Source organism: Klebsiella sp. 141162 (genome assembly GCF_050600755.1).
GTDB classification, from domain to species: Bacteria; Pseudomonadota; Gammaproteobacteria; order Enterobacterales; family Enterobacteriaceae; genus Klebsiella; species Klebsiella aerogenes.
Genome location: NZ_JAQIRI010000001.1, coordinates 1,472,684 through 1,485,969, shown reverse-complemented (window position 1 = coordinate 1,485,969; position 13,286 = coordinate 1,472,684). Strand labels below are relative to the sequence as shown.

Genomic DNA, 13,286 nt, shown 5'->3' with positions numbered 1-13,286 from the left:
TGTCATAATTAAAAAGTGTGACGGCGTTCACGGTGTGATAGCTTTTAATTATCACGAACGCCTTTCTGGCAATCTCACCCTTAACCTGCCACAGCATGATGGATTACAGTAGATGTCATTTTCTTCTGTCTGATAAACAATGGTTATCACCTAAAACATGTCATTTCAGATTAAATTTCATCAAATTCGCGCTTTCGTTGAGGTCGCTCGCGAGGGGAGTATTCGCGGCGCCAGCCGGGCGCTGGCGATCTCGCAGCCCGCGTTGACCAAAGCGATTAAAGAGCTGGAAGAAGGGCTTTCCGCCCAACTGTTTGTCCGCCGCAGCCAGGGGGTGGCGCTGACGGAAAACGGCGAAAGTTTTTATCAACATGCGAGCCTGATCCTTGAAGAGCTTCGGGCGGCGCAGGATGAACTCCTGCAGCGTCAGGGGGAGCAGGCCGGGCAGATTAATATTGGTCTCGGCGCCAGCGTCGCCCGTTCGCTGATGCCATCGGTTATCTGTCGCTTTCATCAGCAGCATCCGCTGGTGAAGGTTCGGATCATGGAAGGGCAACTCCTGGCGATGATTAATGAACTGCGCCAGGGTGAGCTTGATTTCACTATCAACACCTACTATCCCGGCCCGTACGATCATGAATTCAGCTTTGAAAAACTGTTTGAGAAACCGTTCGCGGTATTCGCCCGCGCAGGGCATCCGGCGGCGCGCGCCACTTCCCTGACTGAATTGCTCGATCACCACTGGACGATGCCAACGCCGCGCGGTAGCTACTTCAAACAGTTGCAGGAGATGTTTAATCAGGCCGGGCTGGCGCCCAAGGTCGATATCGTTTGCGAAACCTTCTCTTCGTGCATCAGTCTGGTGGTGAAGAGCGATTTCCTTAGTATTCTGCCGGTAGAGCTCGGAAACGATCCGATGATGGCGGATAAACTGGTGATGATCCCCATACGTGAGGTATTGCCCAGAGCAACTTACTACCTGATCCAGCGGCGCGACACGCGACCAACGCCGTTAACGGCTTCGTTAATCACCCTGTTTCGTCGTCAAAGCCGTCAATTGTTTCCTTAAATATCCCGCGTTGGTCTATTTGCCAGCAGTTGCGGCTAAACGCGTTGAGGGGTAGGCGTGAGGCGGCTATAGTAGCAGGCGATAGCCGCTGGAGGAGTGACCATGAACCTTGACGACAAATCCCTGTTTCTTGACGCCATGGAGGATGTCCAGCCTCTGAAACGCAATAATGACGTACACTGGCATCGTGAACGACCCGCGCGCGCGCCGCAGCGTATCGATACCCTACAGCTCGATAATTTTCTGACCACCGGCTACCTCGATATTGTGCCGCTCGCCGTGCCGCTGGAGTTCAAACGGGAAGGGCTGCAAAGCGGAGTGCTGGAAAAGCTGCGGCGTGGAAAATACAGCCAGCAGGCAAGCCTGTCGCTGTTGCGCCAGCCGGTCGAACAGTGCCGGCAAATGCTGTTCGCCTTCGTGATACAGGCGCAAAAAGAGGGGCTGCGTAATTTACTTATCATCCACGGCAAAGGCCGTGATGACCAGGCCCACGCCAATATTATTCGCAGCTACCTGGCGCGCTGGCTGCCAGAGTTGCCCGAGGTACAGGCGTTTTGCGCCGCGCTACCGCACCACGGCGGCAGCGGCGCTTGTTACGTGGCGCTGCGTAAATCCGAACAGGCTAAGCAGGAGAACTGGGAGCTGCACGCTAAACGCAGCCGCTAGCGCAGCAGCAGCGTTAGCTCGCGGGCGGCTTTTTGTAATTCCGGCAGCACCCGGTCCAGCATTTCGCGGGTCGACATCTGGCCCGCGTGAACCCCGACGTTCAGCGCTGCTTCCACCTGTCCCTGCGGGTTATATAGCGGTACCGCCAGCGAACGCAGCCCCATTTCCAGTTCCTGATCGTTCAACGCATATCCCTGCTGATGCACGCGTTTTAGCTCCGCGCGCAGCTTATTCACCGAATCTACCGTTTGCGGGGTGTAGCGAATCATCGTCACCCGGCCCAGCATGTCGTTCAGCCTTTCTTCCGGCTGATGGCTTAACAGCACGCGCCCCATGGAGGTCGCCCACGCCGGCAGACGACTGCCAATATCAAGATCGATCGTCATAATGCGCGAACTGGAGGCGCGGGCGATATACAAGATATCGTCGCCATCCAGGGTGGCGATTGAGCAGGACTCATTGAGCATTTCGCTCAGATGCTTGAGCACCGGCTGCGCCGAGCGCGCCAGCGGCGTTGAGGCCAGCCAGGCGTGGCCGAGGGCAAGTATCCGTGGTCGCAGCTGGAAATTCTTGCCGTCTTCGGCGTAGACGAAACCCAGCTTGCTTAGGGTGTACAGGCAGCGACGTACCGCCGCTCGGGGGATGCCGGTCTTTTGGCTGATCTGCGAAATCGAAAGTACCGGGCGCTGCGGGGTAAAAGCCTGAATCACTTCCAGCCCGCGCGCCAGCGATGCCATAAAGTTCGGATCGCCCTTAAACGGATCGCCGTCGCCCGCCACTACATCATCTGGATGCTTGTCCATTTTGTTCTCCGTATTTGCCATCGATCACATTCTTTCGCTAAAGATATACGATGTTCGATTATCGCACCATATTTCGATTATCGCCCTTGACCAGCATCGTTAAGCGGGTCACATTTTGTGCGAACAACGCATATAAGTGCGATTACCGCACGTTAAGGAGCGACCTGATGATTGATAAAAGCGTGTCGACGCTGAGTGAGGCCATTGCCGGGATCCACGACGGCGCGACCATCATGATCGGCGGATTTGGCCCCGCCGGGCAGCCGACATATCTGATTGACGCCCTGATTGACCAGGGCGCCCGCGACCTAACCATTATTAATAACAACGCGGGTAATGGCGAGGTGGGGCTGGCGGCGCTGCTCAAAGCCGGGCGGGTGCGCAAAATGATCTGCTCGTTCCCGCGCCAGGTAGATTCACAAATTTTCGATGACCTCTATCGCCGCGGCAAAGTTGAGCTGGAACTGGTGCCGCAGGGCAATCTGGCGGCGCGGATCCAGGCCGCTGGCGCAGGTCTCGGCGCGGTCTTTACCCCTACCGGCTACGGCACGCCGCTGGCGGAAGGCAAAGAAACCCGGGAGATCGACGGCCGTCATTACGTGCTTGAATATCCAATTAAAGCCGATTTTGCGCTGATTAAAGCCCATCAGGGCGACCGCTGGGGCAACCTGGTCTACCGCAAAGCGGCGCGCAACTTCGGCCCGATTATGGCGACCGCCGCCAAAACCACCATTGTTGAAGTCTCGCAACTGGTCGCCCTTGGCGAACTCGACCCGGAAAACATCATCACCCCGGGGATTTTCGTCCAGCGCGTATTCTCGCTGGAAAATCTGTCCGCCGCGCAAAGCGCCTGAGGAGCCGAACATGCAAAAACTGACTCGTGACGAAATGGCCCAGCGCGTCGCCCGCGATATTCCGGAAGGCGCTTACGTAAACCTCGGTATTGGCCTGCCGACCCGTATCGCCAACTATCTACCTGCCGATAAAGAGGTGTTCCTGCACAGTGAAAACGGGCTACTCGGAATGGGGCCGAAGCCGCAGCCCGGCGAAGAGGACCCGGAGCTGATCAACGCGGGTAAAGAGTATGTCACCCTGCTGCAGGGCGGCTGTTTTTTCCACCATGGCGACTCCTTCGCCATGATGCGCGGCGGGCATCTCGATATCTGCGTGCTGGGCGCCTATCAGGTTTCCGCCAGCGGCGATCTCGCTAACTGGAGCACCGGCGCGCCGGATTCGATCCCGGCGGTCGGAGGGGCGATGGATTTGGCTATCGGCGCCCGCCAGGTGTTTGTAATGATGGACCATCTGACCCGCGATGGCGAATGCAAACTGGTCGAGCAGTGCAGCTATCCGCTGACCGGCGTCGGCTGCGTCAGCCGTATCTATACCGATCTGGCGGTCATCGATATTACCGACCGTGGTCCGGTGGTACGCGAAATCTTTAACGGCCTCTCATTTGAAGAGCTACAGCGCATCACTCCGGTGGCGCTGACTTTTGAACAACTGGCGGAAAGCGCGTGAGGAACCTATGATGAATCAGGCATTTATCTGTGATGCGGTGCGTACGCCGTTTGGCCGTTTTGGCGGCGCATTATCGAGTTTGCGCGCTGACGATCTGGCGGCGCTGCCGCTGAAAGCGCTGCTGGAGCGTAATCCGGGTCTCGATCCGGCGCTAATTGACGATGTGATCTACGGCTGCGCCAACCAGGCCGGAGAAGATAACCGTAACGTGGCGCGTATGGCGCTGTTGCTGGCCGGCCTGCCGCAGAGCGTTCCCGGCAGCACGATTAACCGCCTGTGCGGCTCGAGCCTTGATGCGATCGGCGTCGCGGCGCGGGCGATTAAAAGCGGCGAAACTCAGCTGATGATCGCCGGTGGGGTGGAGAGTATGTCGCGCGCGCCGTTTGTGATGGGCAAAGCCGAGAGCGCCTTTAGCCGCTCGATGCAGATGGAAGATACCACCATTGGCTGGCGTTTTATTAACCCGCAGATGAAAGCGCTGTACGGCGTGCACTCGATGCCGGAAACCGCGGAAAACGTCGCCGATGAGTTTGCCATTTCTCGCGCCGACCAGGATGCTTTTGCGCTTCGTAGCCAGCTGCGTACCGCTGCGGCGCAAGAAGCGGGGCGTTTCGCCGATGAACTGATCGCCGTATCGGTACCGCAACGCAAAGGTGAGCCGCTGTGTTTCAGCCGCGATGAACACCCGCGCAGCACCTCGCTGGAGGCGCTGGCCAAATTGCGCGGCGTGGTCCGAGCCGACGGCAGCGTTACCGCCGGTAACGCCTCCGGCGTCAATGATGGCGCCTGCGCGCTGCTGTTGGCCAGTGAACAGGCCATGTCAGCGAATGATTTACAGCCGCTGGCGCGGGTTGTCGGCGTGGCGACGGCAGGGGTTGCGCCGCGAATTATGGGCTTCGGCCCGGCGCCGGCGGTGCGTAAGGTGCTGGCGCAAACCGGGCTGACGCTGGCGCAGATGGACGTCATCGAATTGAATGAGGCTTTTGCCGCACAGGCGCTGGCGGTTACCCGTGATTTAGGTCTGCCGGATGATTCCGCCCACGTTAACCCCAACGGCGGGGCCATCGCGCTGGGCCATCCGCTAGGCGCTTCCGGCGGGCGTCTGGCGATGACCGCCGCTTATCAGTTGAAGCGAACCGGCGGCCGCTATGCGCTGTGCACCATGTGTATCGGCGTGGGCCAGGGGATTGCGCTGATTATTGAACGCGTTTAAGGAGTAGCGATGAGTTTGTTGACCCCCATGTTGCGCAGCAGTCCGCTAACCGACTGGTTTAGCGATGCGCAGCGGGTACAGGGCATGCTGGATTTCGAAGCCGCGCTGGCGCAGGCGCAGGCCGACTGCGGTCTGGTGCCGAAGGCGGCAGTCTCGCCGATAGTCAACGCCTGCCGGCATGCGCTTATTGATTTCGACGCGCTGGGACAGGCTGCGGCCAGCGCCGGTAATCTGGCAATTCCTCTGGTCAAACAACTGACCGCGCGTGTGAAAGCGCAGGATCCTGACGCCGCGCGCTATGTCCATTGGGGCGCCACCAGCCAGGACGCTATCGATACCGGGTTTGTTTTGCAACTGCGCGGCGCGCTGGCGGCGACGGATAGCCTGCTACAAAGCCTGATTGATGCGCTTGCCGAACAGGCGCAGCGCTATCAGCATACGGTGATGCCGGGGCGCACCTGGATGCAGCATGCGCTGCCGGTCACCTTTGGCCTCAAACTGGCGGGGACGTTGGATGCGCTACTGCGCTGGCAGCAGCGGTTGATCGAGATGCGCCCACGGGTGCTGGCGCTGCAGTTTGGCGGCGCGGCTGGCACGCTTGATTCATTGAAACAGCAGGCGCCGCAGGTCGCGCAGGCGTTAGCGCAAACCCTCGAGCTGCAGTTGCCGGATACGCCATGGCATAGCCAGCGCGACCGTTTCCTCGAAGTCGGCGCCTGGTTCGCCGGCGTTTGCGGCACCCTGGGAAAATTCGCCAATGATTTTTCGCTGCTGATGCAAACCGAGGTTGCGGAAGTCGGCGAGCCGCTGGCGGAAGGGCGCGGAGGCTCCTCGACCATGCCGCACAAACGTAATCCGGTCTCCTGCGCGGCGATTTTAACCGCGGCGCAGCGCACGCCGGGGCTGGTCGCCACCCTTTACGCCGGTCAAATCCAACAGCATGAGCGCGCGCTCGGCGGCTGGCAGGCGGAATGGGAAACGCTACCGGAGCTGATTATGCTGGTGGGCGGGGCGCTGGCGCAAACTGACATGCTGGTGCGCGAGATGCAGGTTTTCGTGCATAAGATGCGTGCCGACCTTGATATTACCCACGGGCTGATTATGGCGGAAGCGGTGACCCTGGCGCTGGCGGAGTTTATCGGCAAAGCCGAGGCGCATCACCGTGTAGAAGCGCTGTGCCGCCAGGCTCTGGACAGTCACGGTTTACTTGTCGATCTGCTGGCGGCTGACCCGCTGGTCAGTCAGTATCTCTCCCGCGAACGTTTAAACATGCTACTGGATCCGGCAACGGCCACCGGTAGCGCCGAACGCTTTGTGCGCCAGGTACTGGCGCGTTATCAGGAGCAACGTCATGAATCTTGATTATCAACTCGACGGGCCGGAAGGCGCGCCGGTTATCGTGCTGTCGAACTCGCTTGGTACCACGCGCGCAATGTGGCAGCCGCAAATGGAGGCCCTGACGGCGAATTTTCGCGTACTGCGTTATGACACCCACGGCCATGGTAAAACGACGAAAAACGGCAAGGTGACCCTGGCGCAATTGGGTGAGGATGTGATTGCGCTGCTCGATCACCTAAATATCGACAAAGCGCTGTTTTGCGGTATTTCGATGGGCGGGCTGACGGGATTATGGCTGGCACGCTTTGCGCCGGAACGTTTTTATGCGGTGGCGGTGGCCAATACCGCGGCGCGGATCGGCGATCAGTCGGGCTGGCTTTCTCGCGCCCGCGCGGTACGTCAGGAAGGGATGGATGTGGTTGCCGCGGGGGCGGCGGATCGCTGGTTCAGCGATGCTTTCCGCCAGCGCGCGCCGGAGGTGGTCGAGGCATTATGCCATCAACTGACTCATAGCGACGCCGAAGGCTACGCTGCCTGCTGCGAAGCCCTGGCGGCGGCAGACCTGCGGGGGGAGGTCGGGCAAATTGCGATTCCGGTGCTGATTATTGCCGGAGAAAGTGACCCTGTCACGACTGTCGCCGACGCTAACTTCCTGCATCAGCAGATCGCCACTTCACAGGTGGTGGTGTTGAAGGCGTCGCATCTGTCGAACATTGAAGCGCCTGCTGCCTTTAACGCCGCGCTGAACGGCTTTTTGCTGGGGGAGCAAAATGGAAGATAAACAACGTTATCAGCAGGGAATGGAGGTTCGCCGCAAGGTATTAGGCGATGCTCACGTTGACCGTACTCTGCAGAATCTGACGCCGCTGAACGAGGAGTTTCAGGATTTCATTACCCGTTACGCCTGGGGAGAAACCTGGACCCGTCCAGGGCTCGATCACCATACCCGCAGCATGATCACTATTGCGATGCTGATTGCGCTGAACCGCGAGGCGGAACTTAAGATGCATCTGCGCGCCGCCTTTAATAACGGTGTGACCCGTGATGAGCTGAAAGAGCTGATTATGCATTCGGCGCTGTACTGCGGCTTACCGGCGGCAAACGCCACGTTGCACCTCGCGCAGCAGGTGTTTGCCGAGATTGACGCCGCGCAGGCGTAGCGGGGCGGCGCATTGCGCCTTGTACGGGCTACTAAATCGCACAGCGCTGTAGCCCCGGTAAGCGGTAGCGCTACCGGGGATTTTGAGTTGTAGGCCGGATAAGCGCAGCGCCATCCGGCATTGCCTGATGACGCTGCGTCGGCGTGGGACGACGTTACCTGTCGCGCTCCTGCGGCGCGACCGCCGGGGCGGTATACCAATCCTCTTTGGCGACCACCACCGCGCTTTTCGGTTGCATGACAAAATTGGGCGACATAATCTGCACGCCAAATTCGTTAAATACATCGATAATGCTGCTGTGCAGCGCGTTGCGCCCCTCCGGCAGCGTCGTTTCCGGTAACAGCCGCACCTGCAGTTCATACGACGTATACCAGTCGAGCAATCCCAGTTTGCGAACCACCGGCGCCACCTGATGATCCACTCCCTGGGCGCGGTGGGCCGCCAGTTCCAGCATCGCCTGTACCTGCCGCCACGGCGTGTCGTAACCAATGGTCACGCCGGTGGTGAGGTTGATTCCCTGTTGCGGGTCGCTGGCGCTGAGATTGGTGATTTTACCGCTGACCACCACCGCGTTCGGCAGGGTGACAATATAGTTTTCGCGGGTCAGGATTTTGGTCGCCAGCATGCCGATCTCGCTGACCTGGCCTTCGTTATCGGCGATGCGGATCCAGTCGCCTTTATGCAGCGCGCGGGTATAAATCAGCACCAGGCCGCTCATGGCGTGATTCATCACCCCCGCTGAGCCCAGCGTCAACATCAGACCGAAGAACACGCTAATCCCCTTGAAGGCCAGAGAATTTGCGCCAGGCAGGAAAGGATAGGCGGCGGAGAGCGCAAAAAGCCAGATAACCACGGCGATAAGCTTTCGCGTGGCGCCGACGGTTTCCGGATGCAGACCGGGGATCTGCAGACGTCCGGCGGCGACCTGATCCAACACCACCTTCAGCAGGCGGATGATAAACCACGTAATCAGAAAGATAAGCAGTACGATCATCAATCCCGGCAGCGCCGACACGATGGACAGCGAAATATCGCGAATCACCCCTACCGACCACTCACCGAGCGACTCTCCCCATACCCGGGTCCAAGGAAACAGGCTGAATACCCAACTCAGCCAAACATAACCCGCCAGTACCCCAAGCAGTATGACCAGCAGCGCGTATAATCGGCTTTCAATGTTGCCGAGAAAACGCCGCCAGTTATGCGGGATCAGGCTGCGCTTTTCGAGGATCCGCAGATGGAAAAAGCGCCTCACTCGCCGCCACGAACGGAAAGCGAGATAGCAGGCCAGGGCGAGGAGCAACGCGCCGGCGGCGGATTTTAGCGCCGCCAGCAGCAGATAGCGGGTATTGTACTGTTCGCGCAGCGACGTCCGCTGCGCTTCCATACGGGCAAGAACGCGCTGCGCCGCCTGATCGAGGGTCAGATCGTCGCCTTCATCGAGGTCCGCCTGGCTGAGTAACATGATGGGTTTGCCATTCATCAGGAACAGCCGCCCCGGCTGGTTGTAGCGGGTGACAGGCACCACCTGTAGCGGCTGGCTGATATCGGCCTCGGTAAAGGCGCGTAGCGTATTGCGGATGCGCAGAACCCGCTCTTCCGGCGTGGTCTGGCCGAAGGTGGCCTGCAGCATGACGATCGGTTGATGGAAAATAGCGACGGTTCGCGCCTGCTCGCGAGCGGTGGGCTGCTGACGCGGTTCTGCCGCCGAAAGCGGGAAGGCCAGCCATAGCAGAAAACACGCCGTTAATAACGCCTGGATCCTGTTCATATGCGACACCGGAAAAGGGGGAATTATTGTTATTTTTCAGCTGGTCAAACTCTGAACGGCTGCTGGATTGAGCATAGTTCAGCGTCGGGTGAATTCAAGAGTAAAGGGGGAGAATACGCCCGACGATGAGCCGCCGGGCGTGGAGGGAATTAGCCGTGTTGTTTACAACCGGCGCACTGCTGATTTTGGATCTGTTGGAAGAAATCGTTACCTTTATCATCAACGAGAATAAAGGCCGGGAAATCTTCGACTTCGATTTTCCAGATAGCTTCCATTCCCAGCTCCGGATAAGCCACGCACTCGAGGCTCTTAATGCTCTGTTGGGCAAGGACTGCCGCCGGGCCGCCAATGCTACCGAGGTAGAAGCCGCCGTGTTTATGGCAGGCGTCGGTCACCTGCTGGCTGCGGTTGCCTTTGGCCAGCATCACCATGCTGGCGCCGTGCGATTGCAGCAGATCGACGTAGGAATCCATACGTCCCGCGGTGGTCGGGCCCAGGGAGCCGGAGGCGTAACCAGCCGGCGTTTTGGCCGGACCGGCGTAGTAGATCGGGTGATCTTTCACGTACTGCGGCAGCGCTTCGCCGTTATCGATAAGCTCTTTCAGTTTCGCGTGGGCAATGTCGCGGGCTACGATAATGGTGCCGTTAAGGCTCAGACGCGTGGAGACCGGGTGCGCCGACAGCTGTGCCAGGATTTCGCTCATCGGCTGGTTCAGGTTGATGCTAACCACATTGCCTTCGCCTTGCTGGCGCAGGTGTTCAGGAATGTATTTCCCCGGGTTGCTTTCCAGTTTTTCAATCCAGATGCCGTCGCGGTTGATTTTAGCTTTGATATTGCGGTCGGCGGAGCAGGAGACGCCCATGCCGATCGGGCACGAAGCGCCGTGGCGCGGCAGACGGATAACGCGAATATCGTGGGCGAAATATTTCCCGCCGAACTGCGCGCCGAGACCGAGATTTTGCGCTTCTTGCAGCAGCTCTTGCTCCAGCTGCACATCGCGGAAGGCCTGACCGTGCTCGTTGCCTGCGGTCGGCAGGTCGTCATAGTAGCGGGCGGAAGCCAGCTTAACGGTCTTCAGCGTGGCTTCCGCCGAGGTGCCGCCGATCACAAAAGCGATGTGGTAGGGCGGGCAGGCCGCGGTACCGAGGGTACGCATCTTCTCGACGAGATAGTTTTTCAGCTTCGCCGGGGTGATTAACGCTTTGGTTTCCTGGTACAGATAGGTTTTGTTGGCGGAACCGCCGCCTTTCGCCATGCACAGGAATTTATATTCATCGCCGTCGACGCTGTAGAGATCGATCTGCGCCGGAAGGTTGGTGCCGGTGTTGACCTCTTTATACATATCCAGCGGCGCATTCTGCGAGTAACGCAGGTTGTCTTCGGTATAGGTGTTATAGACGCCCTGCGCCAGCGCGGCTTCATCGCCGCCGCCGGTCCATACGCACTGGCCTTTTTTACCCATGATGATGGCGGTGCCGGTATCCTGGCAGGTTGGCAGCACGCCTTTGGCGGCAATTTCGGAATTACGCAGGAACTGCAGCGCGACGTATTTGTCGTTTTCGCTGGCCTGCGGGTCGAGCAGAATGGCCGCGACCTGCTGCTGATGCGAGACGCGCAGCATAAAAGCGGCATCGTGGAAGGCCTGTTGCGCCAGCAGGGTTAACGCCCGTGGTTCCACTTTCAATACTTCCTGACCATCGAATTCGGCGACGGAGACGTGCTCTTTGCTGAGCAAATAGTATTCGGTATCGTCATGCGCCATCGGGAACGGGTCTTGATAAACAAAGGGTTTCGTCGACATATTCACATACTCCATAAAGATAAAAACCGCCGGGGGAAGACCCGGCGGTTATGAATCAGAACATCATGGACATCCACGGATAGCCAATCAGCAGCAGGGCGGCCAGGAAGATGGCGCCGAAGATGGTGCCGAGGCGCCAGTAGTCTTTGGTCGGCAGATAGCCGCTGCCGTAGTAAATCGGGCTCGGACCGGTACCGTACGGGGTGATGATGCCCATCACGCCCAGCGAGGTCACCATCAGCAGGACGAAGACTTCCATATTCATTCCCGGGATAGTCGAAGCGATGGTCAGCATGGCCGGCAGCAGCGCGGTAGTGTGCGCGGTGGTACTGGCGAACAGGTAGTGCAGCAGATAGAACGCCAGCAGCAGGACGATGGTCGCAACGCCCGGAGAAATACCGCTCATCAGCGCGCCGCCTTCTTTACCCAACCAGGCGATGAAACCAGTGGAGGAGAGACCGTCAGCCAGCGCGACCAGCGTGGCGAACCAGACAAAGGTATTCCACGCCGCTTTGTTGTTGGTTATATCGCTCCAGGACAGCACGCCGGTCCACAGCATCAGCACGATAACCAGCAGGGCAGCCAGCGCCGGTTCAATCCAGTCGGCGGCGAAGATCCACATCATCAGCGCGAAGCAAACAAACACCAGCAGCAGGATTTCATTGCGCGACAGTTTGCCCAGTTTTTCCAGTTCACGAGCGGCCCAAAGCGGCACTTCGTTATTGATTTTTACTTCTGGCGGATAGAACCAGTACGCCAGCAGCGGCATGGCCAGAATCAACAGGATACCGAGCGGCAGGAAGGCGATAAACCAGGTCCCCCAGGAGATGTTGATACCAACGATGCTTTTTACCAGCGCCAGCGCCAGCAGGTTCGGCGCCAGCGCCGACAGGAACATAGAACTAGTGATACAGGCGGCGGTAATGGCTACCCACATCAGATAAGAGCCAATACGGCGTGCGCTCGGATCGTTAGGTTTAGAACCGTACAGCGGCGGCAGGTTAGCGATAATCGGGTAGATGGTCCCGCCGCTACGTGCGGTGTTGGACGGGGTAAACGGCGCCAGCAGCAGGTCAGCGAAGGTAATGGCGTAGCCCAGCGTCAGGCTGCGGCGGCCAAGATATTTTACCAGAATCAGCGCCAGACGGCGGCCGAACTGGGTTTTGTCATAGCCGGCGGCGAACATGAACGCGCCGAAGATAAGCCACACGGTAGAGTTGCCAAAGCCGCTGACCGCCCATTTAAATGACGCGCCGGCCAGCTTAAAGCTTGGCGCCGCCATCTGTTCCGGGCTGAACAGTAGCCACTGGCTACATAAAGCAATCACCACCACCCCGGTGATACCGATAACGGCGCCCGGCAGCGGTTCGAAGATAAGGCCGACGATGACGCCAACGAAGATAGCAAAATAGTGCCAGGCGAAAGGCGGTAAGCCGTCAGGCACCGGGACGAACAGCAGCAGTACGGCGACGATAATGGGCAATGCCATCATGATCAGACGTTTATACGCCGCGTTAGACGCGGCACCGGCAGGCGGTATGGTTGTCTTTTTCTCTTTCATAATGAGTATCTGCTAGTAGTTGAAAATACGGTTCCGTCTTCGCTTACAACGCTCGATTTTTTTAGTTGCGAAAGTTTCTTTAATTATTAATGGTCGAGATTGCTTATTGCTTAAACGGTTATTTAACGCGTTTTTCGCGGCGTTAAATTAAATTCATTGGGTATTTATATATTGCGCTTTCACGTTGCATTGCAATTGATCGAGATCAAAAAAAACAGGTGATCTGGATCTTTTTTTTCGTTTGGCAATAACCACATATGATGATGTGGTTATTATCCGCAAGAAACGTCAATTGTTAAGGGAACGCTTAAAAAATAATAAATGGCTAAAGCAATTAATTATTTAAGTTATTGAAATTACGTGTTTTATTTTTGTTTTGCGCGTT

The 13,286-nt window shown here is 58.1% G+C and carries 12 protein-coding genes; 8 read left to right on the top strand and 4 right to left on the bottom strand.

What is annotated here, in order from left to right:
* Positions 1 to 157 precede the first annotated feature (157 nt).
* A complete protein-coding gene (locus tag PGR23_RS07035) occupies positions 158 to 1,066 on the top strand; it encodes a LysR family transcriptional regulator (RefSeq protein ID WP_045392375.1) in 909 nt (302 codons plus the stop codon).
* Between the two features lie 102 nt (positions 1,067 to 1,168).
* A complete protein-coding gene (gene smrA, locus PGR23_RS07030; protein WP_047077719.1) occupies positions 1,169 to 1,732 on the top strand; it encodes a DNA endonuclease SmrA in 564 nt (187 codons plus the stop codon).
* Here smrA and PGR23_RS07025 read toward each other — a convergent pair.
* Positions 1,729 to 2,535, bottom strand: coding sequence for an IclR family transcriptional regulator domain-containing protein (locus PGR23_RS07025; RefSeq protein ID WP_015366809.1), 807 nt, complete (start codon positions 2,533 to 2,535; stop codon positions 1,729 to 1,731). The genes smrA and PGR23_RS07025 overlap by 4 nt on opposite strands.
* 167 nt (positions 2,536 to 2,702) lie before the next feature.
* On the opposite strand from PGR23_RS07025, the gene PGR23_RS07020 reads away from it, so the two are divergent.
* Genes PGR23_RS07020 through pcaC form a run of 6 tightly spaced genes read left to right on the top strand, consistent with a single transcriptional unit; the run spans position 2,703 to position 7,767 of the window.
* Positions 2,703 to 3,389, top strand: a complete 687-nt coding sequence (locus PGR23_RS07020; protein ID WP_045392371.1) for a 3-oxoacid CoA-transferase subunit A — start codon at positions 2,703 to 2,705, stop codon at positions 3,387 to 3,389.
* Between the two features lie 10 nt (positions 3,390 to 3,399).
* Positions 3,400 to 4,056, top strand: a complete 657-nt coding sequence (locus tag PGR23_RS07015) for a 3-oxoacid CoA-transferase subunit B (RefSeq protein WP_015705262.1) — start codon at positions 3,400 to 3,402, stop codon at positions 4,054 to 4,056.
* Between the two features lie 10 nt (positions 4,057 to 4,066).
* Positions 4,067 to 5,269: a 3-oxoadipyl-CoA thiolase gene (gene pcaF, locus PGR23_RS07010; protein WP_213797318.1), complete on the top strand. Its 1,203-nt coding sequence runs from the start codon at positions 4,067 to 4,069 to the stop codon at positions 5,267 to 5,269.
* Between the two features lie 9 nt (positions 5,270 to 5,278).
* On the top strand, positions 5,279 to 6,631 hold the full coding sequence (locus tag PGR23_RS07005) for a 3-carboxy-cis,cis-muconate cycloisomerase (RefSeq protein WP_045392365.1): 1,353 nt from the start codon (positions 5,279 to 5,281) through the stop codon (positions 6,629 to 6,631).
* A complete protein-coding gene (gene pcaD, locus PGR23_RS07000) occupies positions 6,621 to 7,388 on the top strand; it encodes a 3-oxoadipate enol-lactonase (RefSeq protein ID WP_045392362.1) in 768 nt (255 codons plus the stop codon). Before PGR23_RS07005 ends, pcaD begins: the two co-directional genes overlap by 11 nt.
* Positions 7,378 to 7,767 carry a 4-carboxymuconolactone decarboxylase gene (pcaC, locus tag PGR23_RS06995; RefSeq protein ID WP_015705266.1) on the top strand — a complete coding sequence of 130 codons (390 nt, stop codon included), beginning with the start codon at positions 7,378 to 7,380 and terminating at the stop codon, positions 7,765 to 7,767. Before pcaD ends, pcaC begins: the two co-directional genes overlap by 11 nt.
* Positions 7,768 to 7,921: 154 nt before the next feature.
* On the opposite strand, the gene PGR23_RS06990 is transcribed toward pcaC, so the two are convergent.
* From PGR23_RS06990 to PGR23_RS06980, 3 genes are all read right to left on the bottom strand, one after another.
* Positions 7,922 to 9,538, bottom strand: a complete 1,617-nt coding sequence (locus PGR23_RS06990) for a mechanosensitive ion channel family protein (RefSeq protein WP_315710271.1) — start codon at positions 9,536 to 9,538, stop codon at positions 7,922 to 7,924.
* A gap of 149 nt (positions 9,539 to 9,687) precedes the next feature.
* Positions 9,688 to 11,340, bottom strand: coding sequence for a class I fumarate hydratase FumA (gene fumA / locus PGR23_RS06985; protein ID WP_088389924.1), 1,653 nt, complete (start codon positions 11,338 to 11,340; stop codon positions 9,688 to 9,690).
* A gap of 55 nt (positions 11,341 to 11,395) precedes the next feature.
* Positions 11,396 to 12,901: an anion permease gene (locus PGR23_RS06980; protein ID WP_032707943.1), complete on the bottom strand. Its 1,506-nt coding sequence runs from the start codon at positions 12,899 to 12,901 to the stop codon at positions 11,396 to 11,398.
* Positions 12,902 to 13,286 lie beyond the last annotated feature (385 nt).